Source organism: Amycolatopsis sp. NPDC005961, assembly GCF_040629235.1.
In the GTDB taxonomy this organism is placed as follows: domain Bacteria; phylum Actinomycetota; class Actinomycetes; order Mycobacteriales; family Pseudonocardiaceae; genus Amycolatopsis; species Amycolatopsis camponoti.
On record NZ_JBEXVF010000006.1, the window covers coordinates 113,064 to 139,478 of the forward strand.

Annotated in this window: 23 protein-coding genes; 12 read left to right on the plus strand and 11 right to left on the minus strand. The window is 71.3% G+C overall.

The annotated features are described in order from the left end of the window. Positions 1–38: 38 nt before the first annotated feature. Positions 39–2,393, plus strand: coding sequence for a penicillin acylase family protein (locus ABZ342_RS07895; RefSeq protein ID WP_360470000.1), 2,355 nt, complete (start codon positions 39–41; stop codon positions 2,391–2,393). 1 nt (position 2,394) lies between these two features. Here ABZ342_RS07895 and ABZ342_RS07900 read toward each other — a convergent pair whose 3' ends face one another. Both ABZ342_RS07900 and ABZ342_RS07905 read right to left on the minus strand, forming a co-directional pair. Then, positions 2,395–2,793 (minus strand): DUF4233 domain-containing protein, encoded by a 399-nt coding sequence (locus ABZ342_RS07900; RefSeq protein WP_360470002.1) that lies wholly within the window; start codon positions 2,791–2,793, stop codon positions 2,395–2,397. Beyond that, the gene (locus tag ABZ342_RS07905) at positions 2,790–4,445 is read right to left on the minus strand and encodes a folylpolyglutamate synthase/dihydrofolate synthase family protein (protein ID WP_360470005.1); all 1,656 of its coding nucleotides are present in this window, start codon (positions 4,443–4,445) and stop codon (positions 2,790–2,792) included. Before ABZ342_RS07905 ends, ABZ342_RS07900 begins: the two co-directional genes overlap by 4 nt. 74 nt (positions 4,446–4,519) lie before the next feature. Here ABZ342_RS07905 and ABZ342_RS07910 point away from each other — a divergent pair, with 74 nt between their 5' ends. After that, positions 4,520–5,155, plus strand: coding sequence for a class I SAM-dependent methyltransferase (locus tag ABZ342_RS07910; RefSeq protein WP_155545661.1), 636 nt, complete (start codon positions 4,520–4,522; stop codon positions 5,153–5,155). Positions 5,156–5,227: 72 nt separating this feature from the next. Next, complete coding sequence (locus ABZ342_RS07915) at positions 5,228–6,094, plus strand: SGNH/GDSL hydrolase family protein (protein WP_360470008.1); 867 nt, start codon at positions 5,228–5,230, stop codon at positions 6,092–6,094. Here ABZ342_RS07915 and ABZ342_RS07920 read toward each other — a convergent pair. Both ABZ342_RS07920 and ABZ342_RS07925 read right to left on the minus strand, forming a co-directional pair. Further along, positions 6,078–6,854, minus strand: coding sequence for an alpha/beta hydrolase (locus ABZ342_RS07920; protein WP_360470011.1), 777 nt, complete (start codon positions 6,852–6,854; stop codon positions 6,078–6,080). The two genes, ABZ342_RS07915 and ABZ342_RS07920, sit on opposite strands and share 17 nt — an antisense overlap. Positions 6,855–6,866: 12 nt before the next feature. Then, on the minus strand, positions 6,867–7,625 hold the full coding sequence (locus ABZ342_RS07925; protein ID WP_360470014.1) for an alpha/beta hydrolase: 759 nt from the start codon (positions 7,623–7,625) through the stop codon (positions 6,867–6,869). Positions 7,626–7,711: 86 nt separating this feature from the next. On the opposite strand from ABZ342_RS07925, the gene ABZ342_RS07930 reads away from it, so the two are divergent. Continuing rightward, positions 7,712–8,596 (plus strand): LysR family transcriptional regulator, encoded by an 885-nt coding sequence (locus ABZ342_RS07930; protein WP_360470017.1) that lies wholly within the window; start codon positions 7,712–7,714, stop codon positions 8,594–8,596. Positions 8,597–8,642: 46 nt separating this feature from the next. Here ABZ342_RS07930 and ABZ342_RS07935 read toward each other — a convergent pair whose 3' ends face one another. Next, on the minus strand, positions 8,643–11,264 hold the full coding sequence (locus ABZ342_RS07935) for a valine--tRNA ligase (RefSeq protein ID WP_360470020.1): 2,622 nt from the start codon (positions 11,262–11,264) through the stop codon (positions 8,643–8,645). 56 nt (positions 11,265–11,320) lie between these two features. Between ABZ342_RS07935 and ABZ342_RS07940 the strand changes: the two genes are divergently transcribed. From ABZ342_RS07940 to ABZ342_RS07960, 5 genes are all read left to right on the plus strand, one after another. Continuing rightward, positions 11,321–11,623, plus strand: coding sequence for a hypothetical protein (locus ABZ342_RS07940; protein WP_360470023.1), 303 nt, complete (start codon positions 11,321–11,323; stop codon positions 11,621–11,623). 51 nt (positions 11,624–11,674) lie between these two features. Beyond that, positions 11,675–12,670, plus strand: a complete 996-nt coding sequence (locus ABZ342_RS07945) for a hypothetical protein (protein WP_360470026.1) — start codon at positions 11,675–11,677, stop codon at positions 12,668–12,670. Between the two features lie 73 nt (positions 12,671–12,743). Then, a complete protein-coding gene (locus ABZ342_RS07950) occupies positions 12,744–13,181 on the plus strand; it encodes a MarR family transcriptional regulator (RefSeq protein ID WP_360470029.1) in 438 nt (145 codons plus the stop codon). 64 nt (positions 13,182–13,245) lie between these two features. After that, on the plus strand, positions 13,246–14,547 hold the full coding sequence (locus ABZ342_RS07955; protein ID WP_360470032.1) for an MFS transporter: 1,302 nt from the start codon (positions 13,246–13,248) through the stop codon (positions 14,545–14,547). Between the two features lie 42 nt (positions 14,548–14,589). Continuing rightward, the gene (locus ABZ342_RS07960) at positions 14,590–16,896 is read left to right on the plus strand and encodes an FdhF/YdeP family oxidoreductase (protein WP_360470035.1); all 2,307 of its coding nucleotides are present in this window, start codon (positions 14,590–14,592) and stop codon (positions 16,894–16,896) included. On the opposite strand, the gene ABZ342_RS07965 is transcribed toward ABZ342_RS07960, so the two are convergent. From ABZ342_RS07965 to ABZ342_RS07985, 5 genes are all read right to left on the minus strand, one after another. Continuing rightward, positions 16,887–18,149, minus strand: a complete 1,263-nt coding sequence (locus ABZ342_RS07965; RefSeq protein WP_360470037.1) for an MFS transporter — start codon at positions 18,147–18,149, stop codon at positions 16,887–16,889. The genes ABZ342_RS07960 and ABZ342_RS07965 overlap by 10 nt on opposite strands. Before the next feature lie 89 nt (positions 18,150–18,238). After that, on the minus strand, positions 18,239–18,814 hold the full coding sequence (locus tag ABZ342_RS07970; protein WP_155545647.1) for a hypothetical protein: 576 nt from the start codon (positions 18,812–18,814) through the stop codon (positions 18,239–18,241). Between the two features lie 295 nt (positions 18,815–19,109). Then, entirely contained in the window at positions 19,110–20,516 is a 1,407-nt protein-coding gene (locus tag ABZ342_RS07975) for an LCP family protein (RefSeq protein WP_360470040.1), read from the minus strand. A 57-nt stretch (positions 20,517–20,573) separates the two neighbouring features. After that, positions 20,574–20,702: a hypothetical protein gene (locus ABZ342_RS07980; RefSeq protein ID WP_277875454.1), complete on the minus strand. Its 129-nt coding sequence runs from the start codon at positions 20,700–20,702 to the stop codon at positions 20,574–20,576. After that, positions 20,699–22,054, minus strand: a complete 1,356-nt coding sequence (locus ABZ342_RS07985; RefSeq protein ID WP_360470042.1) for an OFA family MFS transporter — start codon at positions 22,052–22,054, stop codon at positions 20,699–20,701. Before ABZ342_RS07985 ends, ABZ342_RS07980 begins: the two co-directional genes overlap by 4 nt. 104 nt (positions 22,055–22,158) lie before the next feature. Between ABZ342_RS07985 and fdhD the strand changes: the two genes are divergently transcribed. Next, positions 22,159–22,983 carry a formate dehydrogenase accessory sulfurtransferase FdhD gene (fdhD, locus tag ABZ342_RS07990; protein ID WP_360470045.1) on the plus strand — a complete coding sequence of 275 codons (825 nt, stop codon included), beginning with the start codon at positions 22,159–22,161 and terminating at the stop codon, positions 22,981–22,983. Between the two features lie 155 nt (positions 22,984–23,138). On the opposite strand, the gene ABZ342_RS07995 is transcribed toward fdhD, so the two are convergent. Continuing rightward, complete coding sequence (locus ABZ342_RS07995) at positions 23,139–24,578, minus strand: carotenoid oxygenase family protein (protein ID WP_360470047.1); 1,440 nt, start codon at positions 24,576–24,578, stop codon at positions 23,139–23,141. Between the two features lie 73 nt (positions 24,579–24,651). Between ABZ342_RS07995 and ABZ342_RS08000 the strand changes: the two genes are divergently transcribed. Then, entirely contained in the window at positions 24,652–25,359 is a 708-nt protein-coding gene (locus ABZ342_RS08000; protein WP_360470050.1) for a TetR/AcrR family transcriptional regulator, read from the plus strand. A gap of 185 nt (positions 25,360–25,544) precedes the next feature. After that, a complete protein-coding gene (locus ABZ342_RS08005) occupies positions 25,545–26,411 on the plus strand; it encodes an alpha/beta hydrolase-fold protein (protein WP_360470257.1) in 867 nt (288 codons plus the stop codon). Positions 26,412–26,415 lie beyond the last annotated feature (4 nt).

The following is a 26,415-nucleotide window of genomic DNA, read 5'->3' on the forward strand; positions in this document are numbered from 1 at the left end:
TGTCCCTCGGTAGCGTGGCGATACGACAAGGGGGTCAGATGAGACCATTCAGGAAAAGCCTGGCGGTTCTGACGGCGGCGCTCACCATCACCACCCTGGGGACCGGTATCGCGGAAGCGGGCCAGGACGGCGGAAAGGCCGTCCTCCGCTACACCGAACACGGCATCCCGCACATCGTCGCCAAGGACTACGCCGGGCTCGGCTACGGGTACGGCTTCGCCGCGGCGACCGACAACGTCTGCGAGCTCGCGAACATCTACCTCACGGTGAGCGGGCAGCGATCGAAGTACTTCGGCCCGGAGGGCGGCGGCTACCCGTCGCTGTCCGAGGCGGAGAGCAACCTGCACAGCGACCTGTTCTTCCAGCGGATCAACGACTCCGGGATCGTCGACCGGCTGGTCGCGCAGCCCGCGCCGCTGGGGCCGCGCCGCGAGGTCCGCGAGGTCGTTTCCGGCTACGTCAAGGGGTTCAACGCCTACCTCGCGCGCACCGGCCGCGCCGGCATCTCCGACCCGGCCTGCCACGGCTCGGACTGGGTCCGGCCGATCACCGAGCAGGACTTCTACCGGCACTACTACGCCATCGCGATCACCGGCGGCCAGGGCGTCGTCACCGAAGGGCTGTTCACGGCGCCGCCGTCCGGCGCGACGCCCGCCCCGGGCACCGGCGGGCAGCTGTCGGCGAAGGTCGCGCAGGCGCTGAACGGCAGCGGGCTCGGCAGCAACGGCATCGCGATCGGCGCGGACTCCACCGCGGCCGGCCAGGGCAGCGTGCTGCTCGGCAACCCGCACTACCCGTGGCACGCCGGGCGCCGGTTCTGGCAGAGCCAGCTGACCATCCCCGGCCGGCTCGACGTCGCCGGCGCGAGCCTGCTCGGCATGCCGTTCGTCCAGATCGGGCACACCGCGGACGCCGCCTGGACGCACACGGTGTCCACGCCGGTCACGTTCGGCCTCTTCGAGGTGCCGCTGAAGCCGGGCGACCCGACGACGTACCTCGTCGACGGCAAGCCGGAGAAGATGACCTCCCGCGAGGTCACCGTCCCGGTGCGCCAGGCCGACGGCTCGCTGAAGCCGGTCCGCCAGACCTTCTGGTCGACGCGGTACGGGCCGGTGATGACCGACTTCCAGGGCATTCCGCTGCCGTGGACCACGAAGTCGGCGTACACCGTGCGCGACGCCAACGGCACGAACATGCGCGGGCTCAACACGTGGTTCGAGCTCGACCAGGCGCGCAGCACGGCCGACATCGTCGGCGCGCTGAGCCGCACGCAGGGTGTCCCGTGGGTCAACACCATCGCCACCGACCGGGCGGGCAACGCGCTCTACGCCGACATCCAGGTCGTCCCGCACGTCACCGACGAGCAGGCGAAGCTATGCAGCACTCCCTTGGGACAGCAGACCTTCCCGGCCGTCGGACTGGCCATTTTGGACGGATCGAAGTCGTCGTGCCAGTGGGGTTCCGACCCCGGTGCGCTCGAGCCGGGCATCTTCGCGCCTTCGCGGCTGCCGCGGCAGCAGAGCCGGGACTACGAGCTGAACACCAACGACAGCGCCTGGCTGGCCAACGCGGAGGCGCCCATCACGGGCTACCCGCACATCGTCGGGGACATCGGCACCGAGCGTTCGCCGCGCACGCGGGAAGCGCTGCTCACCGCCGAAAAGGGCGGGTTCACGACGGACTCGATGAAGAAGATGCTCTTCGCCGACCACAGCCTGTTCGCCGACCTGACGGCGGCGGACCTGGCGAAGCTGTGCGCGTCGTTCCCGGGCGGGCAGGCGCCGTCGTCGTCCGGCCCGGTCCCGGTCGGACCGGCGTGCTCGGCGATCGCGAACTGGGACCACACGTACACGCTCGACACGCGGGGTTCGCTGCTGTTCCAGCGGTTCGCCGCGCGGCTCGGATCGGTGGACCGCTTCTCGGTGCCGTTCGACCCGAAGGCGCCGCTGACCACGCCGAACACGCTCAACGTCGCCAACGCGGACGTCCGGAAGGCGTTCGGGGACGCGCTGGTGGAGCTGCGCACGGCGGGACTCGCGCCGGACGCTCGCCTCAGGGACGGCCAGGCGGTCACGCGCAACGGCGAACGCATCCCGATCCACGGCGGCCAGGGCTTCCTGGGCGTGCTCAACGTGATGACGCCGGTGTGGGACCCGGCGCGCGGCAACGTCGAGGTCGCGCACGGCTCCAGCTACATCCAGGTGGTCGGGTTCCGCGGGCGCGCGTGCCCGGACTCCTCGACAGTGCTGACGTACTCGCAGTCGGCCAACCCGAAGTCGCCGTACTTCAGCGACCAGACGAAGCTCTACAGCCGGGGTGAATGGGTGAAGGAACGCTTCTGCGAAGCCGACATCCTGCGCTCACCCGTGCTGCGGGTCGTCGTGCTGCGGTAGGTCAGGGCTGGGGCTGCTGCTGGCTCGCGAGGGTGCCGGCCGCCATGCGGCGGGCGACGTCCTTGCGCAGCCACAGCAGCCACAGCCAGATCGCCAGGAACACCACGCCCAGGACGGCGATCGCGGGCAACCAGAACACCAGCGCGATCAGCACCACCTGTACGCCGAGGATGACCGGCACCGTCCACGGCTTCTTCACGAACCCGCACAGCGCGACCAGCACCAGCGCGGTCGCGAGTACCGTCCAGCCGGTGCCGGTGCTGATCCCGCCGCCGAGCTTGTTCACCACCGGCAGGGCCAGGGCGACCGTGATCGCCTCCATGATCAGCGTTCCCGACATCACGCCGCGGAAGCCCTTCATGGGGTCCTTCGGCTTGGGCTTCTCCGTCGGCTCCGTCACGCCGGCTCCTTCCCGAACAGCGTGCGCGTCTCGCCGACGGTGACCACCGAGCCGGTGACGAGCACACCGCCGCCCGCGAGCGGCTCTTCGGGGTCATCGCTGGTCTCCACCAGCGCGATCGCCGTCTCGATCGCCGTCTCCAGGTCGGTCTCGGCGACCACCCGGTCCTCGCCGAACACCGAGATGGCCAGCTGGTTCAGCTCCTCCAGCGGCATCGCGCGCGGCGACGAGTTGCGCGTCACGACGATGTCGGACACCACCGGCTCCAGCGCGTCGAGGATGCCCTGAGCGTCCTTCTCGGCCATCACGCCGACCACCGCGACCAGGCGGCGGAAGGCGAACTCCTCGGCCACGGTCGCCGCGAGCGCGCGGGCGCCGTGCGGGTTGTGGGCCGCGTCGATCATCACCGCGGGGGCCGCGCGGACGCGCTCCAGCCGTCCCGGGGTCTCGACCTCGGCGAACGCCTCGCGGACGGCCTCGATGACCAGCTGCTTGTCCTTGCCCGCGCCGAAGAACGCCTCGACCGCGGCCAGCGCGAGCGCGGCGTTCGCGGCCTGGTGGGCGCCGTGCAGCGGCAGGAAGATGTCGTCGTAGACCCCGCCGAGGCCCTGCAGCTTCAGCAGCTGCCCGCCCACGGCGACCTCGCGCTCCAGCACGCCGAACTCGCTGCCCGCGCGGGCGACCGCCGCGTCGACCTCGACGGCGCGTTCCAGCAGCACCTTCTGCACTTCGGGGTCCTGCTCGGCGATGACCGCGACCGAGCCGGGCTTGATGATCCCGGCCTTCTCGCGCGCCGCGCTCACCGCGTCGGGCCCCAGGTATTCGACGTGGTCGACGCCGATCGGCGTGATGACGGCGACGTCGGCGTCCGCGACGTTCGTGGCGTCCCAGGCGCCACCCAGGCCGGCCTCGATGACCGCGGCCTCCACCGGCGCGTCGGCGAAGGCGGCGAAGGCCATCCCGGTGAGGATCTCGAACTTGCTCATCTCGACGCCGTCCGCGCTCGCACCGTCCACCATGGACACGTACGGCGCGATGTCGTGCCACAGCTCGGCGTAGCGGGCGGCCGAGATCGGCCGGCCGTCGAGCGCGATCCGCTCGGTGACCAGCTGCAGGTGGGGGCTGGTGTAGCGGCCGACGCGCAGGCCCATCCGGGTCAGCAGCGCGTCGATCATCCGGGCCGTGGAGCCCTTGCCGTTGGTGCCGGCGACGTGCAGCACCGGGTAGCCGTGGTTCGGCTCGCCCAGCAGCTGCGTCAGGGCGGAGATCCGGGTGAGCGACGGCTCGATCTTCGTCTCCGGCCAGCGCTGGTTCAGCTCGGCCTCGACGGCCATCAGCTCACGGCGGGCTTCGGGGCCGTCCGGGCTGCCGTGGACCTCGGGTTCGCCCTGGTCGTCGAGCTCGTGCAGCTCGGTGTCCTCGGGCACGCTCAGGTCGGGCACCGGCCCGGTGGCGAGGTTGTCGCCCAGCTGGCCGACACCGCCGATCCCGCCGCGCGAGCCGCCACCGGCTTCGAACGCGGTGTCACGGGCGTCCAGCTCGGGGTCGTGGTCGTCCGAGTCCTCGTACCCTTCGGCACCCAGCTCGTCGACGCCCGCGAAGCTGTCGAGATCGGACAGGTCCGGCCTGCGACCTGTCTCATCCTGCGGCACTGACTCTCCTCCGGCCTGGGGTTTTCGTGCTTGCCTTCCGAGTCTACGTGCGCGATCGGTGGCACTCTCGACGCATGCCGTTCAACCACAACGACCACTACCACCCGCTGCTGCTGGACCAGCTGCCGCCCGGGCCGGGGCTCGCGCTGGACGTCGGGTGCGGCACCGGCCGGTTCGCGCGGCGGCTGGCCGCGACCGGCATGGCGGTGGAGGCGGTGGACGTCTCGGCCGCGATGGTCGAGGCGGCGGCGGGCCTGGGTTCGCCGGGGCCGGGCAAGATCGTCTACCGGCAGGCCGACATCACCACCGACGCCCTGCCCGACGAGCACTACGACTTCATCTCGTGCATCGCGTCCCTGCACCACATGCCGTTCGCGACGGTCGCCAAGCTGCGCCGCGCGCTGGTGCCGGGCGGCGTGCTCGTGGTGCTCGGCCTGGCGAAACCGAGCACCCCGGCGGACTGGGCGCGGGCGATCGCGGCCTTCCCGGTCAACGCGCTCGCGCGGCTGGTCGTCTACGCCGGCGAGCGGCTGAACGGCGGCGGGGAGGACGGCCCGCGGGCCCCGGTCGTCGACGACTACCCGACCCTGGCCGAGGTGCGCCGGGAGGCGGCCCGGCTGCTGCCCGGGAGCACCGTCCGGCCGTTGCTGTTCTGGCGCACGCTGATCACTTACCGTGAGCACGGCGACGGTGACCCGACTGGCGGGTGAAGTCCGTCCCCTCGCCGTCCGGGGCTCGCTAGATGTGGAAGGAGCGTTTCCACCAGCGAGAACGAGGTCTTCATGCGCATCCCCCGGCTGCTCACCGCCGTCGTCTCGGCAGCCATCCTGCTGCCGGCGTCGGCCACCGCCGCCACCGCGGCTTCCGTGGCGAGCATCGGCAGCTACGTCGCCCTCGGCGACTCCTACACCTCCGGGCCGTTCATCCCGGTCCAGCGGCTCGACCCGCTGGGCTGCGGGCGGTCCACCGCGAACTACCCCTCGGTGCTGGCCGCGGCCCTGCACGCCGGGCGGTTCACCGACGTCAGCTGCGCCGGCGCGGACACGACGAACATGACGCGGCCGCAGGGCGTGCCGTTCAACGGCACCAACCCGCCGCAGCTGGGCGCGCTGCGGATCGACACCGACCTGGTCACGCTCGGCATCGGCGGCAACGACTACGACGTGTTCGGCAGCCTGATCTCGACCTGCCCGGGCCTGCGGGCGAGCGACCCGACCGGCAGCCCCTGCGAAGAGCACTTCGACGGCTCGGTCACGTCGGCGATCGGCAACATCGGCCCCCGGGTCGAGGCGGTGCTCGCCGCGATCCACGAGCGGTCCCCGCGGGCGCGGGTGCTCGTGGTCGGCTACCCGCGGATCGCGCCGGAGAAGGGCTACTGCCCGGACGTGCTGCCGTTCGCCGACGGCGACTACGCGTGGCTGAACAGCGTCGAGGCCGACCTGAACCGGGCGCTGGAAGACGCGGCCTCGAACGGTGACGCGGAGTTCGTGGACACCTTCGGCCCGTCCCGCGGCCACGACGCGTGCGCGCGCGGCGGGTCGGCGTGGATCAACGGCAGGAACCAGAACATCTTCGAGGCGGCCGCCTACCACCCGCTGAAGACCGGGATGGCGGGTGTGGCGGCGGTGGTGCTCAAGTCCTTGCACTGACGAACGCCAGCACGATCCGGGCGAACTCGTCCGGCAGCTCGGCCGGGGCTCCGTGCCCCGCGTCGATCTCGGCGGCGCGCGCGTGCCGGATCGCGGCGACCAGCGCACGCTGCTGGTCCGCGGTGACCAGCCGGTCGTGCGCGCTGCCGAGAACCAGGACGGGCGCGGTGATCCTCCCGAGGACGGGCCGCAGGTCGACGCCGCGGTCGGCTTCGATCTGCCGGTCCGCGCCCGGCTCGATCATCGTCTCGAGCGTCTTGACGAGTTGCTCGTTGCTCTCGGCGGTGGCCTGCTCCCAGTAGCGCGGGCCGAACGCCATCAGCGGGAGCATCCGGGCGAAGGTCCCGGTTTCCAGCAGGTCCAGCCAGAGGCGGAATTCGGCGTCCTGCCTGGTGTCCGTGACGGGCCAGGCGGCGTGCAGGACCGCTTTCCGGACGCGGTCCGGGCGGGTGCCGGCCAGGTGCGCCGCCGCGACGGCGCCGAGCGAGTGCCCGACGACCTGGGCTTTCCCGACGCCCGCGTGGTCCAGGACGGCTTCGGCCTGGGCGGCGAGGTCCTCGATCTCGATCGGTCCGCCGTCGTCGGTGGTCAAGCCGGAGCCGGGGAAGTCCGGGGCGAGGACGGTGAAGCCCCGCGCTCGCGCCGTCAGGGGTGCCCACTGCTCGCGGGAGGCGGCGGTGCCGTGCAGCAGGAGCAGCGCGGGACCGTCACCGGTCCGGTCGTAGTGGACGGTGGTGGTTCCGAGCGTCACTTCGGGCATGCGTCGGCTCCTTCAGGCGATCTCGAGGAGGGCGGCGGTGAACGCGCGCGGGTTTTCCTGGTGCGGGAGGTGCCCGCAGCCGGCGAGGACGTGCACCCGGGCGCCGGGCGTCTCGGCGGCGCAGGTGCGCGGGACTTCGAGGGGGATCTCGGCGTCCAGCTCCCCGTGCAGGTAGGTGATCGGGACCTTCAGGTCGCCTAGGCGCGGCCGCGGGTCGTACGTGGTGCACTCGGTGAAGAGCTCGTCGATGTGGACGCCCGAGTCGAACAGCTGGCGGATCGTCCACGCGACGAGCCCGGGCGCGGCGCCCGCGACCCAGTTGGGCACCCAGCCCTCGAAGGTGCCGGCGCGGTCGTCGACGAGGCGTTCGCGCAGGTCGTGCACCTTGTCGAGCATGCCGGTGCCCGGCCAGTAGCCGGGGCTGTCGACGGCGACGACGTGCTCGACCAGCTCGGGCCGGGCGAGCGCGAGTTCGGTGGCGAAGATCCCGCCGATGCTGGACCCGACGACGGTGGGGTGGATCCCGAGCGTCTCGATCACCGCGGCGACGTCCGCGACGATCCCGGCGATGGTGTTGCCCTCGGCGGGGTGGTCCGAGCGGCCGCACCCGCGCCAGTCGAGGGTGACGACGCGGTGGTCGCGCACGAGATCGGGCAGGCACGACTGCCAGACGCGGCCGCTGGTCCCCCAGCCGTGCAGGAACAGCAGGGCCGGGCCGGCGCCGGCGTCTTCGTAGTAGAGGCGGGTGTCGTTGACGTTCGTGTAGGGCATGCCTTGAGCCTGGCCTGCGGATTCACGCTTTTCGATGGGCATCCGGCTTCTACACTCATCACGAACGCTGATGAATGGGGCTTGCGGTGGAGCTACGCCAGCTGAGGTACTTCGTGACGGTGGCCGAGGAACTGCACTTCGGGCGTGCGGCCGAGCGGCTGCACATCGTCCAGCCGGCGGTGAGCCAGCAGGTGCGGCGGTTGGAGCGGTCGTTGGGCGTGACGCTGCTGCTGCGCACGACCCGGACGGTGTCGTTGACGGAGGCGGGACAGCGGTTCCTGCCGCACGCACGTGCGGTACTGGCGGCGGCCGACCGGGCGGCGGATTCGGTGGCGGAGTTCCGCGCTTCGAGGACCCTCCTGCGGCTGGGCACGAGCGAAGGCCTGGGTGATCGGCTGGACGTCCTGCTGGGTGCCTTCGCCCGTCTCGCGCCGTCGGCGTCGTTGGAACTGGTCCACGCCCCGACGGCCGAGCGGCTGCAGCGAGTCCGCGACGGATCCCTGGACGCGACCATCGTGCGGGGTTCGTGGCCGTCTTCGGGTCTCGACTTCACTCCCTTGTGGACGGACGAGGTGATGGTGGCTTTGCCTGCTTCTCATCCGTTGGCCGCTTCGGACGTCGTCGAGTTCGCTTCGCTGGCTTCGCTTCCGGTGCGGCTCAGTTCGCCTTCGCGGAATCAGCCGTTGTACGACCTGGTGGTGTCGTGCTGCCGCGCGGCGGGGTTCGAGCCGGTGCTGGGAACGGAGTTCACGACGGCGCAGGACACGCTGGGAACACTGGGGTTCGGCCGTCCACACTGGACGGTGTTCTACCGGGCGCACGCCAATCTGCTGCCGGTCCCGGGGGTGGTTTTCCGGCCGTTGGTGGAGCCGTCGCCGCGGATGCAGACGTATCTGGCGACGCCTTCGGACCGGCGGGTGACACGGGAGGCGGTCGCCTTGATCGAGGCGGCACGAACCATCGAGACATGACAAAGCCCGGCCCTCCGAACGAAGAGCCGGGCTTTGGTCAACAACCTCAGGAAGCGGGAAGCGCCGCCAAGCGGGACGTGATGCGGTCGATGTCCGCCACCGCCGTCTGCTTGCGCACCTTGATCTTGTCGACCACCTGCTCCGGGGCCTTCGCGATGAACGCCTCGTTGCCCAGCTTCGCCTCCGTCTGCGTCAGCTCCTTCCGGGCCGCCGCCAGGTCCTTCTCCAGGCGCTTGCGCTCGGCCGCCACGTCGACCGTGCCCGACAGGTCCAGCTCCACCGTCACCACGCCGTCGGCCAGTGCGACCTCGAGGGACGCGCTCGCCGCGAACTCGTCCGACGGTGCCGTCAGCCGGACCAGCGAGCGGATCGCCTCTTCGTGGCCGCCGGTGTAGCCCGCCAGGCGCGACGCCACCTTCTGGCCCGGCTTCAACCCCTGGTCCGCCCGGAAGCGGCGGATCTCCGTCACCAGCTTCTGGACGTCCGCGATCCGCGCGTCCGCCGAAGAGTCCGCATAGCCCTCGAAGGGAGCGGGCCAAGCAGCGACCACCAGCGACTCACCGCCGGTCAGTGCCGTCCAGAGCTTCTCCGTGATGAACGGGATGAACGGGTGCAGCAGCCGCAGCACCGTGTCCAGCACGTGCCCGAGGACAGCGCGAGTCGACGAAACCCGAGCGTCATCTCCTTGGTACAGCTGGACCTTCGCCAGCTCCAGGTACCAGTCGCACAGCTCGTTCCACGTGAACTGGTAGAGCGCGCCCGCGACCTTCGCGAACTGGAAGTCCTCGAACAGGCCGTCCACTTCGGACACCAGCGCGCTCAGGCGGCCCAGGATCCAGCGGTCGGACTCGGTCAGTTCGCCAGCAGCAGGCAGAGGTGAAGCGACCGAAGCGCCGTTCATCATCGCGAACTTCGTCGCGTTCCACAGCTTCGTGCAGAAGTTGCGGGAGCCCGCCGCCCACTCGTCGGCCAGTGCCATGTCCGCGCCCGGGTTCGCGCCGCGGGCCAGGGTGAACCGGGTGGCGTCCGCGCCGTACGCGTCCATCCACTCCAGCGGGTCGATCACGTTGCCGCGCGACTTGGACATCTTCTTGCCCTGCGCGTCGCGGATCAGCCCGTGCAGGTAGACGTGGTCGAACGGCTGCACCCCGTCCATCTGGTGCACGCCGAACATCATCATCCGGACGACCCAGAAGAACAGGATGTCGTAGCCGGTCGACAGCACACTGGTCGGATAGAACTTCGCCAGATCTTCCGAAGACGAAGGCCACCCGAGCGTCGACATCGGCCACAGGCCCGACGAGAACCACGTGTCGAGCACGTCCGGGTCCTGCGTCCAGCCCTCACCCGTCGGGGGCTGCTCGTCCGGGCCGACGCACACGACTTCGCCGTCCGGGCCGTAGAACACCGGGATCCGGTGGCCCCACCACAGCTGGCGCGAGATCGTCCAGTCGTGCATGTTGTCGACCCAGTCGAAGTACCGCTTGCCCAGCTCGGGCGGGTGGATCTTGGTGCGGCCGTCGCGGACCGCGTCGCCGGCCAGGCGGGCCAGCTCTTCGACCTTGACCCACCACTGCAGCGACAGCCGCGGCTCGACGACCGTATCGCAGCGCGAGCAGTGCCCGACCGCGTGGACGTACGGGCGCTTCTCGGCCACGATCCGGCCGAGCTCGCGCAGCGCCGCGACCACCGCGGGCCGCGCCTCGAAGCGGTCGAGGCCCTCGAAGGGACCCTTCACCGTGATCTCGGCGCGCTCGTTCATGATCGTCAGCATCGGCAGGTCGTGCCGGCGGCCGATCTCGAAGTCGTTCGGGTCGTGCGCCGGGGTCACCTTGACCGCGCCGGTGCCGAACTCGGGGTCGACGTGCTTGTCGGCGACGATCGGGATGCGGCGGCCGGTCAGCGGCAGCTCGACCTCGGTGCCGACCAGGTGCGCGTACCGCTCGTCGTCCGGGTGGACGGCGACCGCGGTGTCGCCCAGCATCGTCTCGGCGCGGGTGGTGGCCACCACGATCGCGTTCGCGCCGTCGCCGTAGCGGATCGACACGAGCTCGCCGTCGTCGTCGTTGTGGTCGACCTCGATGTCCGACAGCGCCGTCTGGCAGCGCGGGCACCAGTTGATGATCCGCTCGGCGCGGTAGATCAGGCCCTCGTCGAAGAAGTTCTTGAACACCGTCTGGACGGCCTTCGACAGGTTCTCGTCCATGGTGAAGCGCTCGCGCGACCAGTCGACGCCGTCGCCGAGGCGCTTCATCTGGCCGAGGATCTTGCCGCCGTACTCGGCCTTCCACTCCCAGACGCGCTCGACGAACTTCTCGCGGCCCAGGTCGTGGCGCGAAAGGCCCTCGCCGGCCAGCTGGCGCTCGACGACGTTCTGCGTCGCGATGCCCGCGTGGTCCATGCCCGGCAGCCACAGCACCTCGTACCCCTGCATGCGACGGCGACGGCTCATCGCGTCCATCAGGGTGTGGTTGAGGGCGTGCCCCATGTGCAGGGAACCGGTCACGTTGGGCGGCGGCAGTACGATCGAGAACGGCGGCTTCTCCGACGAGGCGTCGGCCGTGAAGTACCCGGCCGCTACCCAGCGGTCGTACATCGGTGCTTCTTCGGCGGCCGGGTCCCAGGCACCCGGAAGGTCGGTGGTCTGCTGCGGAGCGTTCTCGGTCACAATGGACAAGTCTACGAACCCGTCACGGCGGGTCACCCAGGGGGAAGGCACTCGGGATGGCACAGCCTCAGCAGCCGCAGGATCCGGACGACCGGCGCCTGGAGACGCACCCCGACCTGATGAACCCGGATTGGCAGAAGTACGCCGAGCGGGACGCCTGGCTGGGCGCGAAGAAGGAGCTCAAGAAGCGCCGCAAGCGGGAGCGCCGCACGGGCGCGGTCGCGCAGCCGGGGCAGAGCCGCTGGCCGGGCCTGCTGGCGCTGGTGCTGGTGGTCGTGCTGGTCGCGGCGGCCATCATCGTGCACCAGATCCAGGGCGTCGGCGTCAACGAGGACCCGTTCCTGTTCTTCGGCTCGTAACGCTCGTCCTCCGCTGTCGATGATCAGGCATCGACCTTGGGGGAAAGCAACGTGGACGACGACAACCTGCTCGATTCCCACCCGGACCTGATGGACCCGGAGTGGCGCAAGCACGCGCAGACCGACGCCTGGCTCGGCGCCAAGAAGGATCGCAAGCGGCTCCGCAAGCAGCGCAAACGCGGCGTCCGCAAACCGCACCGCCGCTGGTGGATACTCGGCGTGCTCGTGCTGATCCTCGGCGTGACCACCGCGGGCATCGTGCTGGCCGGCCGCCGGACCCCGGCCCCGGCCGCCGCGCCGAACCCGACGCAGGTGGCGCAGTACGCCCGGGTCGACCTCGCCCGGCCCTACGCGAACACCCCCGCCGACACCTGGCCGAAGGGTCTGGACGGCATCACCTCGCCCGCCGCGGCCCCGGTCGGCGCCTTCAAGGCCGACGCGGTCGCGGACGCCTACGCGCAGGCCCGGAAGGCCATCTCCGCCGCCCACCTCGACTCCGCCGTGCTGCTCGCGCACGACCCGAAGGCCTACCTCGCGCTCTTCGCCCCGGACCAGCGCGAGCAGCTGACACCGCGGCTCGCCGAGAAGCCGGCGAAGGACAAGGCCGGCTTCGACTCCTACCTGACCGAGATCGCCGACGGCTACCACCTGCTCGACGCGGGTCCCCGCACGTTCGGCACGCTCACCGCGCACGCCGGCGAGAAGCCCGGTGAGCTGGCCGTGGACGCGAAGTACGTCGTCGCGTACGCCTTCGACAACGTCCACCCCGAGTCGCTGACCAGCCCGAACGAGACCGTCAGCTTCCTGCGCGTGGACGAGACCTACGTCGTCGCCACGGGCTCCCGCGTCGCCAAGACCAGCCAGGGGCTGTGGCTCGACGGCGGGCAGAGCGCGACCTCGTCGGTCGGCTGCGCCGCCGCCCGGGAGGGGTTCTTGGCGCCGGGCTACGCGAACCCGCCGACGGGTCCGTCGACCGGCGAAGACCAGGACGCGCCCGGCTACTACGACCCGAAGTACCCGGTGCCGACCCTCGACGGGTGCCACTGACCCACGCGCGCTCCCGGCCGGGAGTGCGTCACACCCAGATGCACAGTCTGAACTGTACAGTTAGACTGTGTGCATGGGCGAAGTACCCGCACACGTGGCCGAGACCGCCGGCTGGCTCCGCGGCGTCGTCGCGCAGCTGCACCGGCGGCTGCGGCACGTCGACAACGCCGGGATCCTGACGCCGTCGCAGTCCGCCGTGCTCAACCGGCTCCACCGCGAAGGTCCCGCGACGCAGGGTGAACTGGCCGCCGCCGAGCACGTCCGGCAGCAGTCGATGGCCGCCACCCTCGGCGTCCTCGACGAGCTCGGCTACCTCGCCCGCACCCCCGACCCGGCCGACCGGCGCCGCGTGGTGATCAGCCTGTCCGAGTCCGGCAGCGACACCGTGCGCGGCATCCTCCAGCACCGCGAGGAGTGGCTGGCCCAGGCGCTGGCGGACGCCCTGTCCCCCGGCGAGCTCGAGGCCGTCACCCGCGCTTTGCCGCTGCTGCAACGCGTCGCCGAACACTGAAGGAGTCCTCACGAGCACCGTCACCGCCCCCGCGAAGTTCGGCACCCGCCTGGTCACCCCGCTGGTGGCCGGCGCGGTGCTCAACCCGATCAACTCCACCCTCATCGCGGTCGCCCTCGTGCCGATCGGCCAGAGCTTCGGCGCCGGCCCCGGCCAGACCGCCTGGCTGATCTCGGCGCTCTACCTGGCCACCGCGGTCGGACAGCCGGTGGTCGGCCTGCTCGTCGACCGGTACGGCGCCCGCCGCGTCCTGCTCGGCGGCGCGACGCTGGTGATCATCGCCGGGATCGCCGGCATGATCCCGATCTCCGTCGGCTGGCTGACCGGCGTCCGGGTCGTGCTCGGCCTGGGTACGTGCGCCGGCTTCCCGGCCGCGATGGCCGTGCTGCGCCACCACGCGGAGGCGAGCGGCCAGGGCGTGCCCGCGCGCGTGCTGTCGGTGCTGTCGATGTCCGCGCAGACGGTGATGGTGATCGGCCCGACGCTGGGCGGTCTGCTGATCGGCCTCTTCGGCTGGCCGGCGATCTTCGCGGTGAACATCCCGCTCGCCGGGCTGTCGTTGGTGCTGGCGTTGCTCTGGGTCCCGAAGGACGACCGCGGCGAGCGCACCGCGAAGCGGATCGACGTCCTGGGCATCGCGCTGTTCTCGGCGACCCTGCTCGCGCTCCTGTTCTTCCTGATGGACCCGGGCACCGAGCCCTGGCTGCTCGCCGTCGTCGCGGCGTTCGGCGTCGCGTTCGGGCTGGTCGAACTGCGTCGCGACGACCCGTTCCTCGACCTGCGGATGCTCGCGGCCAACGGCGCGATCCTGCGGACCTACCTGCGGCAAGCCCTGAGCTTCATGGCCATCTACGCGATCATGTTCGGCTACGTCCAGTGGCTGGAGACCGCGCGGCAGCTGTCCGAGGAGGCCGCCGGGCTGATGCTGCTGCCGATGTCGGGCACGGCGGTCTGCGCGGCGGCGTTCTCGGGGCGCGGCTCCGGGATCCGCGCGCGGCTGCTCACGGTCGCGGTGGCGCTGATCGGCGGTTCGGCGCTGCTGCTGCTCGTCCACGACGGCACGTGGGTCGGCGCGCTGCTGGCACTGGCCGCGTTGTTCGGGCTGGCGCAGGGTTTGACGAGCGTCGCGAACCAGACGACGTTGTACCGCGAAGCGCCCGCCGAGCAGATGGGCACGGCGAGCGGCTTGTTCCGCACGGCCCAGTACCTGGGCGCGATCGTGGCGTCGACGCTGATCGCGCTCTGCTACGGACCGCACGCCGACTCGGCCGGCCTCCACCGGCTCGCTGTCGCGTTGATCGTGATCAGCGTCCTCCTGCTCGCCGTGACCGTCGCCGACCGGGGCCTGCGCGCCGCCGAAGCCTGACCCCTGTTCGCGCTCGCGATCATCGAAGCGCACGATGGACACATGACCCGTGAAGCGCCGGCGCAGGACGTGGACGAGACCCGCCTCGAGGTGGGCAAGCCGAAGGGGTGGGCGGCCGGGATACCCGGCGTCGCCGTGTCGCTCGCGCGCAGCGTCGAGCAGATGGGCACCGGCCGGACCGTCAAGGCGCTGCGGCTGCTGAACCAGCGTGAGGGCTTCGACTGCCCGGGCTGCGCGTGGCCGGAACCCCGTGAGGTCGACGGCGAGAAGCGCAAGCTGGCCGAGTTCTGCGAGAACGGCGCCAAAGCGGTCGCCGAGGAAGCCACCAAACGTCGCGTGGACCGCGAGTTCTTCGCGAAGCACCCGATCGACGACCTCCGGGGCAAGACCGACTACTGGCTCGGCCAGCAGGGCCGCGTCACCGAGCCGTTCGTGCTGCGCGAAGGCGCGACGCACTACGAACCGATCTCCTGGGACGACGCGTTCGAGCTGGTCGCCGGCGAGCTGAAGGCGCTGACCGACCCCAACGAGGCGATCTTCTACACCTCGGGCCGCACCAGCAACGAGGCCGCGTTCCTCTACCAGCTGCTCGTACGTTCGTTCGGCACCAACAACCTGCCGGACTGCTCCAACATGTGCCACGAGTCCTCCGGCGCGGCGCTGGCGGCGACCACCGGCATCGGCAAGGGTTCCGTGAGCCTCGCGGACATCCACAAGGCCGACCTGATCGTCGTCGTCGGGCAGAATCCGGGCACCAACCACCCGCGGATGCTCTCGGCGCTCGAAGAGGCCAAGGGCAACGGCGCGCAGATCATCGCCGTCAACCCGCTGCCCGAAGCCGGGCTGATGCGGTTCAAGAACCCGCAGAACGTCCGCGGCGTCGTCGGCAAGGGCACGCCGCTGGCCGACGAGTTCGCCCAGATCCGCCTCGGCGGCGACCTCGCGCTGTTCCAGGCCGTCGGGCACCTGCTGCTGACCTGGGACGAGGAAGCGCTGGGCGCGATCGTCGACCGCGACTTCGTCGAGCGGGTCACCGAGGGCTTCGACGACTACGCCAAGCACCTGCGCGAGATCGACTGGCCCGAGGTCGAGCGCGCCACCGGGCTGCCGCGCGAGCAGATCGAGCGCGTCGCGCGGATGATCGCCTCCTCCGAGCGCACGATCTACTGCTGGGCGATGGGCCTGACGCAGCACAAGCACGCCGTGCCGACGATCTCGGAGATCGCGAACCTGGCGCTGATGCGCGGGATGATCGGCAAGCCGGGCGCGGGCCTGTGCCCGGTGCGCGGGCACTCGAACGTCCAGGGCGACCGGACCATGGGCATCTGGGAGAAGATGCCGCAGTCCTTCATGGACTCCCTCGCCGGCGAGTTCGGCATCGAGGTCCCGCGCGAGCACGGCTTCGACACCGTCGACGCGATCCGGGCGATGCGCGACGGCCGCGGCAAGGTCTTCTTCGCCGTCGGCGGCAACTTCGCGTCGGCGACGCCGGACACGGAGGCGACCGAGAAGGCGCTCGCGTCGTGCTCGCTCACCGTGCACGTCTCGACGAAGCTGAACCGTTCCCACGTCGTGCACGGCCGCACCGCGCTGGTCCTGCCGACGCTCGGCCGCACCGAGCGCGACGTCCAGGCGAGCGGCGAGCAGTTCGTCACGGTCGAGGACTCGATGTCGCAGGTGCACTCCTCGCGTGGGCGCCTCAAGCCGGCGAGCGAGCACCTGCTGTCCGAGGTCGCGATCGTCTGCCGGCTGGGCGAGAAGCTGTTCGGGGCCGGGCACGCCGTGCCGTGGCGGACGTTCGAGACCGACTACGACCTGATCCGGGACCGCATCTCGCGGGTCGTGCCGGGCTGCCAGGACTACAACCGCCGCGTCCGCGAGCCGGACGGGTTCGTGCTGCCGCACGCGCCGCGCGACTCCCGCGAGTTCACCGGCACCGCCAACGGCAAGGGCAACTTCACGGTGTCCGCGCTGGAGTACCCGCAGGTGCCCGAGGGCCGCCTGCTGCTGCAGACGATGCGCAGCCACGACCAGTACAACACCACGATCTACGGGCTTTCCGACCGCTACCGCGGCATCGAGAACGCCCGCCGGGTGGTGCTGGTGAACCCGGACGACGTCGCGGCGCTCGGCCTGACCGACGGCGCGATGGTCGACCTGGTCTCGGAGTGGCGTGACGGCGACCGCCGCGCACCGTCGTTCCGGGTGGTGGCCTACCCGACGGCCCGCGGGTGCGCGGCGGCGTACTTCCCGGAGGCCAACGCGCTGGTGCCGCTGGACTCGGTGGCGGAGAAGTCGAACACGCCGGTGTCGAAGGCGATCGTGGTGCGCCTCGAGCCTCAGGCCTGACGAGCCGGTTCCGTCGCGGCGGCGGGGAGGTCCCGGCCGGTCCGGATCGGGCCGGCGGCGACGATCCCCGTCGCCGCGACGAGCACGGCCATGACCGCCCACACCGCCGCCCGCGGGCCGGCGAGGGAACCGAGGGCACCGGCGAGCAGGGCGCCGGCCGCGCTCGAACCGTTCGCCAGCAGGCCGCTCGTCGCGACGACCCGGCCGCGCACGCCCGGTGGCGGGTAGGTCTGCCGGAAGCCCGCGGCGAGCACGTTCGCGGCCACGACCGCCGCGCCGACGGCGACCCCGCCGGCCGCGGCGAGAGCGAGGCCGGGACCAGGCGTGGTCAGGGGGATGAGCAACCCGAGCGGGGTCAGGGTGAGCAGGCAGGCCAGCAGGCTGCGCGCGCTGCCCCAGCGCCGCGCGAGCCGGACGGCGACGGCCGCGCCGAGCACCCCGCCGGCCCCCGGGGCCGCCACCAGGACGCCCACGGCGCCCGGGGCGACGCCCACCACCCGCACGAAGAAGACGACCTGGATCGCCTGGTAGCCGGTCAGCGCGACGTTGGCGACCGCGCCGAACACCGCCAGCGAGCGCAGGTACCGGTCGTGAGCCACCCACCGCAGCCCGTCGGCGACTTCCCGGCGCAGGGTGCTTCGCTTCCGGGCCGCCGACCGGGGTGGCTCCCGCATGGAGATCGCCGCCAGGCACCCCGCGGAGACCAGGAACGTCACCGCGTCGACGACCAGGCCGGCCACCGCCCCCGCCCACTGGGCGAGCACGCCCGCCAGGCTCCGGCCCGCGAGCTGGGCGACGGCCTCGCTGCCCTGCAGCTTCGCGTTCCCCTCCGGCAGGTCCGCCGGGGCGACGAGGACCGGGAGGTAGACGCGGTAGGCGGTGCCGAACAGGACACTGCTCGCCCCGGTGAGCACCGCGACCAGGACCAGCTGGGCCACAGCCAGGACGCCGAGCCAGGCGGCGACCGGGACGCTGACGAGCGCCGCCGCCGAGACGACGTCGCAACCCAGCAGCACGGGCCGGCGCGGGAGCCGGTCGACCCACGCCCCGGCCGGCAGCCCGAGCACCAGCCACGGCACCCAGGACGCGGCCGCGATCAGGCCCACGGTGAACGGGCCGGCGTGCGTGCCGAGCACGGCCACCAAGGGCAGGGCGACCGTCGTGACGTTGCTGCCCAGCTTGCTGGTCGTCTCGCCCGCCCACAGCAGCCGGAAGTCCCGGTGCCGCCACAGGCCGCCCCGCGTTCCGGCCACCCCTGCCCCCTCCCCGATCCTCCGGGAGGATGCCTCGGACGCGCGCGGCTGTCAGCGGGTTTCGCGGCCGGCGCAACGCCAGGCCGGGCTCAGCCCTGGTAGTCGCGCTGCAGGGTGTTCGTCATGTCGGTGACGACAGCCTGGACGTTGTCGAGGGTCGCCGGCGGGATCAGCGCGGCTTCCGTGCCGCCGTCGGCGATGGCCAGGCCCAGCACGACGTTCCCGGTCCGGACGGCGGCCCACTGCTCGGAGAACCCGGCCTCGTCGCCGACGTCGGTGGCGAGGCGGACGCCCGAGTGGTCGCCGAGCGCGTCGGTCATCAGCTGGGTGGCCTTGGTCGCGCCCTCGTCCGCGTCGGCGTCGGTGAACCGCACGACGGCGATCGTGACGAGCCGGTAGTCCTGCAGGTTGGGCTTCCCGCCGCCGAGGTCGCGGGCGAACAGGCGCTTGCAGCTGGTGAGTTCGTTGCCCTCGGTGGAGCGGTCCTGGGGGACGACCTTGGCGTCGGCCGTCTTGACCGAATCGGGTGGGACCTCGACGGTGCCGGGCGCGAGCCGGTCACGCGCGTTCGAGGCGGGCAGCTTGCAGGCGTCGATCGAGTCGGGGTAGTGCGCCGAAGCGGACGACGACTGGCACCCGGCACAAAGAACGGCGGAAGCGAGCACCGGAAGGAGCCACCCTCCGCGGGCAACGCTGTTGCGCATAGGTTCCGGACTTTCCGTATTTCTCGAAATTGACTTTCCGGACTGTCACCGTTCCGGTGATCTTTTCCGGTCCGTCCGGCGGGCTGCCGCCGACGGTCACCGCACATTGCCTCACCAGGGAGGCAGCGTCAAGACCAGTCACCCTCGTGGTCCGGTGTGGTCTGGTCGGCGAATACGGTTTTGCCCGCCTTCACGGAAATTCTTCGCGCAAATTCGCGGAATGCGGTGAAAAGCGCGCGGTCAATCCACCGCGCGGTCAATCGACGCAGACGACTCCGCTGGAGGTGATCGGGTCGTCGCCGGCGGCCGGGGCGCCCCCGCCCCCGGTGGTCCCGGGGCCGGCGTACACCGACCCGAGCACGACCTCGATGTGGCCGGGCGGCACCGCCGCGGACTCCTGCGTCGCCAGCCCGCCGAGCAGCTTCGCGACCTCCGCGCCCCGCTGCGCGAGGTCGGCGCCGAAGGTGACCAGTGACGTCCGCCGCGCCCCGGTGTTGCCGGTCGTGCCCTTGGCGAACCCGTGCTCGCCCAGGAACCCGGCCACGCGGGCCGCGAGCCCTTCCTTCGGGCCCGCGTTGGAGATGTCGACGGTGACCGGCGCGGCCGGCGGCGCCTTCGGCGCGGCGGACCCGATCAGCCCCGCCGCGAAGGACTTGACCGCGGCCGGGTCGACCTGCACGGCGGTGGCCCGGGGGTTGTCCTGGTCGTACCGGTAGTCGCGGTTGACGACGGGGATCGTCTCGAACCGGATCCCGCCGCCGCTGACCCCGCGCATCTGCGAGACGAAGTCGAGCAGGTTCCACGAGGCGTCGAGGACCACCGAGCGCTTGACGGCGTCGATGAGGTCCGACAGCTTCCCGGGATCGGCCAGCGTCCCCGCCGACAGCACCTGCCGGGCCAGGCCGGCGAGGAACACCTGCTGCCGCCGGACGCGGGCGAAGTCGGTGCCCGGGAGCCCGTCGCGCTGCCGGACGAAGGCCAGCGCGTCCGCGCCCGAGATCCGCTGCGGCCCGGCGGGGAAGTCCGCGCCGGAGTTCTTGTCCTTGGTGGCGCTCTTGAGGCAGACGTCGACGCCGCCGACCGCCTTGCTGATCTCGGCGAAGCTCAGCAGGTTGACCTCGGCGAAGTGGTCGATCTTCACGCCGGTGAGGTCCTCGACGGCCTGCCGCGTCCCGCGCCGCGCGGCGGTGAGGGCGGCTTGGTCGATCTTCGCCTTGTCGGTCTCCCCCGAGTCGCGCTGCCGCTTCGCTTCGGCCGCCTTCGCCCGCCCGAACGCGGCGTTGATCTTGCCCTTCCCCCCGGGCATGGAGACGTAGCTGTCGCGCGGGATGGAGAACGCTTTCACGTCGTGCGTGCCGTTCGGGATCCGCAGCACGATGAGGGTGTCGGTGAGGTCGTCGCCGTTGGCGCCGGCCCGCAGCTCGCGCAGGACGTCCGCGGGCAGCGGCTTCCCCTCCTTGTCGGTGCGGGAGTCCCGGCCGACGAGCAGGATGTCGAGCGAGCCGTCGGCGGGCTGTTCCCCGGGCCCGGTGCCGCCGTCGGCGTCGATGACGCTGTCGCGCGAGACCTCGTCGAGAGCGTGGAGGTTCTGGTAGCCGTAAGCGGTCCCGCCCAGGACGGCGAAGGCGAGCCCGGCGACGGCGATCTTCCCCAGTAGGTGCACGCCCTACCGACGCCGTCGGGCCACCTCCCGCTGCACGGGTGACTCAGCTCACACGGGCTAGCCGAAGAGCTGGACCAGCTTCAGGAACAGCTGGTACACGCCGTAGGCGAAGGGCAGCACGACCCACGCCCAGGCCAGCACTATCAGCGGCACCCGGTTGGGTTTCGTCGCCGGTTCCGTCATCACGCCTCACTCCCCGCCGTCGCGCCCGCCGTGACGGGCTCGTGGAACTTCGCCTTCACCGGCCGCACCAGCTCGTTGGCCACGAAGCCGACCACCAGCAGGCCGATCATGATGTAGAACGACAGCTGGTAGAGCTCCGGCCCGGACTTGCCCGCCGCCTTCTGGCTGTCGGCGATCCGGTTGACGATCAGCGGGCCGAGCACGCCGGCCACCGACCACGCGGTGAGCAGCCGGCCGTGGATCGCGCCGACCTGGTAGGTGCCGAAGAGGTCCTTCAGGTACGCCGGGATCGTCGCGAACCCGCCGCCGTAGAACGACAGGATCACCATCGCGCACAGGATGAACACCAGCTTCGACGAGTTGTCCGTCAGCGCGATCACCAGGTACAGCACCGCGCCGACGCCGAGGTAGGTGCGGTAGATGTTCTTGCGGCCGACCAGGTCCGAAGTGGACGACCAGACGAACCGGCCGAGCATGTTGCACAGCGACAGCAACGCCACGAACCCGGCCGCCGCGGCCGTGCCCACCGGGGTGGACGTGTTCTTGAAGAAGTCCACGATCATCGGGGACGCCTTCTCCAGGATGCCGATGCCCGCGGTGACGTTGAAGCACAGCACGACCCACAGCATCCAGAACTGCGGCGTCTTGATCGCGTTGGCAGCCGAGACGTTCGCCGTGCTGATCATCGCCTTGCCGTGGTCGGTCTTCGGCTCCCAGCCCGCCGGCTTCCAGCCGTCGGCCGGGACGCGCACGAGCAGCCAGCCCATCGACATGAACGCCGCGTAGACGACGCCGTGGATCAGGAAGGCCGTCGCGATCGTGCCGGTGGTCGGCGACGTGCCGAGCATCGACGACGACCACGGCGACGCGATCAGCGCGCCGCCGCCGAAGCCCATGATCGCGATACCGGTCGCCATGCCCGGGCGGTCCGGGAACCACTTGATGAGCGTGGACACCGGCGAGATGTAGCCGATGCCGAGCCCCACGCCGCCGATCCCGCCGTAGCCGACGACGACCAGCCAGAACTGCCCGGTCGCGACACCGAGGGCGGACACGAGGAACCCGCTGGCGAAGCAGCACATCGAGACGAACATCGCCCAGCGCGGGCCGTTCTTCTCGACGAGCGTGCCGCCGAACGCCGCGGACAGGCCGAGCATGACGATGCCGAGCTGGAACGGCAGCGAGCTCTGCGTCCCGTTCAGGTGCATCGTCTTCTCGAGCGGGGTCTTGAACACGCTCCACGCGTAGGCCTGCCCGATCGACAGGTGTACCGAAAGGGCCGCCGGCGGCACCAGCCAGCGCGTCCAGCCTGGGGGTGCCACGATCCGGGAACGGTCCAGGAAGCCGAGAGCCATCGGATCCCTCTCCTAGAGTGAAGATGATGGAGGGAATGTATTACTAAATACCCGGTGTTGCACCATGCGGGTGTCAAACTTTCCGGCGGAGAAGGGTGTGGGCGATGGGCAGGGTGACCGTGCGCAGGCCGGTGCGGAAGATCTCCGCGTCCGGCGACCGCCGCCGCCCCGACGCGCTGGCCGCCGAAGAGCCCCTGGAACTGCGGGTCGGCGGCAAGGCGCTGGCGGTGACGATGCGCACGCCCGGGAACGACGTCGAGCTGGCCCACGGCTTCCTGCTGTCCGAAGGCGTGGTCGGCGGCCGTGAGGACATCGCCGTCGCCCGCTACTGCGACGGCGTCGACGACCAGGGCCGCAACACCTACAACGTGCTGGACATCGCGCTGGCGCCGGGCGTGCCGCCGCCGGACACCGGGGTCGAGCGCAACTTCTACACGACGTCCTCGTGCGGGGTCTGCGGCAAGGCCGCGCTCGACGCGGTCAAGCTCAAGACCCGCTTCTCCCCGGCCGACGCGGCCTTCACAGTGAAGAGCGAGACCCTCTCCGCCCTGCCGGACGCGTTGCGCGCCCGGCAGAAGGTGTTCGCCTCCACGGGCGGGCTGCACGCGGCGGGACTGTTCACCCCGGACGGTGAGATCGCCGTCGTCCGCGAGGACGTCGGCCGGCACAACGCGGTCGACAAGGTGCTCGGCTGGGCCGTCCTCGACGGCCGGATCCCGGCGCCCGGGCTCGGCCTGCTGGTGTCCGGGCGCGCGTCGTTCGAACTGGTGCAGAAGGCCGCGATGGCCGGGATCGGGCTGCTGGCCGCGGTGTCCGCGCCGTCGTCACTGGCGGTCGAGCTGGCCGAGGAGAACGGCATGACGCTGATCGGCTTCCTGCGCGGCGACTCGATGAACCTCTACACCGGCGACCACCGCTTGCTCACCTGAGCGGTGCTCGACCGGGACATCGTGTCGTCCCTTCAATCACGCGTGTCGTCCCCTCAATCACGCGCGCCCGCCGGACCACGAGTCGAACGCCGTGTCCGAACGGTCGACACGCGTGATTGGCGAGCCGACACGCGTGTCTGGGGGGTCGACACGGCTCAGACCGACTCCACCCAGTTGCCGTGGAAGCCGTTGGGCACGCGGTCGGGCAGGTGGATCGCGGCGACCGTCTCCAGCGTGCCCGCGTCGAGCAGCGTGAGGTCGCTGCGTTGCGACGCCGGGTCGAACACGAAGCCCATCAGGACGCCGTCGTCCTCCGCCGCGTCCGCGTGGGACGGGACGAAGACGAACTCGCCGGGCTGCCGTCCCCCGCCGAACGCGCGCTCCTGGCGCGAACCCGTCGAGAAGTCGTGCTTGAACAGGGAGCCGCCGGGGGTCGCGCCGCCGTCGGCCGACATCGAGTAGCCGTAGCGGTGGCGCCGGCCGACGAGCCGCTCGTCCACCCGCGGGAACTCCTGGCCGCGGTCGTCGAGCCGCTCTTCCAGGACCTTGCCCGCGGTGAGGTCGACGGTCCACCGGTCCAGGGTGGGGCCGCCCTCGTCCGGGCCGTGCAGCTCGGTGTCGAACATCTTCGGGTGGCGGACGACGTCGAGCACGATGGCGTCGCCGTCGTCGTAGGCGTTGAGCGGGTGGAAGACGTAGCACGGCTCGACCTCGAACCACCGGACGTCGCCGTTGCCGCCCTCGCGCGGCATGACGCCGATCCGCGCCGGGTACCTCGGGTTCCAGCGGTACGGCAGGCCGCCGTTCGCGCCGAGCTTGCGGGACATCATCGCCGTCACCGGGTCCGGCACGCGGACCTTGCCGACCATGGCCGAGAGGACGAGCTTCGCCGGCGCCCGCAACGCGCCCGGCACGCTCGCGGCGACCGCCATGTCCGCGTTGAACGTCACCGGCAGGTCGTAGAACACGACGTGCTTTTCGGTCAGCGAGAAGTCGTGCATCATCGGCGACCCGGTGACCTCGACGTCGACCGTGCGGCGCGCGCGGCCCCGCGCGTCGATCACCGAGTACTGGACCTTGTTGCCCATGCCGAAGGAGTACGACACGGCGTGCAGCTCACCGGTGCGCGGGTCGCGCTTGGGGTGGGCGGTGTAGCCGCCGGGCAGCGTGCCGTCGAAGTCGCAGCGGCCGACGGTGTCGAGCTCTTCGGTCAGCTCGTAGATCGGCGCGCCCGCCTCGATCAGCGCGAGGGTCTTGCCGGCGTGGCCGATGACGTTGGTGTTGGCGCCGAGCGCGTCCAGCCCGCAGAAGCGGCTCGCGTCCTCCCCCGCCAGCGTCGCCGAGACGGCCGGGTTGCGCACCCACCGGTTGCGGTACCACTCGGCCTTGCCGTCGCGCAGGCGCACGCCGTGGACCATGCCGTCGCCCATGAACCAGTGGTAGGCCGCCGGGTCCACTTCGGACAGCGGGTTGGGCCCGTTGCGCAGGTAGCGGCCGTCGAGGAAGTCCGGGATGCGCCCCGTGACGGCCAGCTCGGTGATCGTGTGCTCCCGGCTCACCGGGGCGAAGTTGCCTTCGAGGAACTTGGTGCCCATGCCTGACCCCTCCGAAGCTGCCATAACTCGGTTATAGGGCAATTTATAACAGGGTTATGAGATACTGGCAAGCATGAGCCCGAAACCGCGCGCGAACGACGTCAAGGAGCGGCTCGTCGAGGCGGCCATCCGGCTGCTCGACGAGGGCGGTCCCGAAGCCCTGCAGGCCCGCAAGCTGGCCGCGGAGGTCGGCGTCTCCACGATGGCCGTGTACACGCACTTCGGGGGCATGACCGCGCTGGTCGACGAGGTGGCGCGCACCGGGTTCCGGAGGCTCAGCGCGTGGCTGGCCGGGGTCGGCGAGACCGACGACCCGGTGGCGGACATCTTCAGCCTCGCCCGGACCTACCGCCAGGCGGTCGCCGAGCAGCCCCAGCTGTTCGCGGTGACGTTCGGCCAGTCCGCGCCCGGCGGCAAGCGGGCGACGCTGTCCGACCTGACCACCGAGGAGGGCCGCGAGGCCGCCGAGGAGGGCCTGGAGGCGTTCGAGCACATCGTCCGGGCGACCGAGCGGGCCATCGAGGCCGGGCGGTTCCGGCCCGCAGACAAGTACCAGGCGGCCGCGCAGTTGTGGAGCGCGCTCCACGGGTTCGTCACACTCGAGGCGTCCGGGCACTTCGGCCCCGGTGAGCAGGGCATCGAGCACATTTTGATACCCCTGGGGATCACCCTGGCGGTGGGTCTCGGGGACACTGTGGAGAGGGCGGAACACTCGACCGAGGCAGCGAAGGCGGCCTGGCGAGCGAGAACCGGAAACGCCGGGCAGGGTGGGAACGACTAACCCGGCGACAGGGACGCGAGGGGAACGCGGAGCGGGTGCGCGGCGTCCTAGGTGCAGCAGGCGGGGGACGGAGACAGGTGAACGAGGAAAACGGGGATCACGGCGAGGCCGAGGCCTCGGAGACCCCGCAGTCGGCCGGTGAGGCGGCCGTCCGGGACGCGCGGCGGTGGCTCAGCCGCCGCTCGGTGCTGATCGCGGGGGCGTCCGGGCTGGCCGTGGGCGGGCTCGCCCTCGGCACCGCGACCGGCAAGCTGCCGTTCAGCCAGGCCCTGCAGCGCACGCTGGGCGTGACGTCGTCGAACCCGACGACCCAGCTGGGCAGCACCCGCGTCGAGCGCGTCTACTCCCAGGCCCGCGGCCGGATGGTCGACCTGGTGTTCATCCTGCCGTCGAAGACCCCGCCGAAGGGGCTGCCGATGTCGCTCATGCTGCACGGCCTGCACGGCAACGCCCGCAGCGCGGCCCCGACCGGCACGCTCAAGCAGCTCTCCAGCGACGTCGCGCGCAAGGCGGTCCCGGCGTTCGGCTTCGTCGCGGTCGACGGCGGCGACAACTACTGGCACGAGGTGCACCCGGGCGACGACCCGATGGCGATGCTGCTGGAGGAGGTCCCGCAGTGGCTGCGGGCCCGCGGCTTCGCCGGCGACACCGGGCAGCCGTTCGCCTGCACGGGCGTCTCGATGGGCGGGTTCGGCGCGCTGGTGTACACGCGCCGCCGGGTCGAGCGGCGCCAGCCGCCGGCCGCGGTCGCGACGCTGGCCCCGGCGCTGATCCTGTCCTGGCAGGAGATGGCCAAGCGGCACATCTTCACCGGCCTGAACGACTGGGCGGCGCTGGACCCGCTGCGGCACATCGACGAGACGAAGAGCGTGGCCAACGGCATCTGGTGCGGCACGGAGGACTCGTTCATCACGGGCGCCCGCCGCTACATCGAGGCCGCCCACCCGGCGGTCGCCCACACGGCCCACGGCAAGCACGGCGACCCGTTCAACCGGACGGTGGTGCCGAGCGTGATCAGCTTCCTCGGCAAGCACGTCCCCCGCAAGGACTGACCCG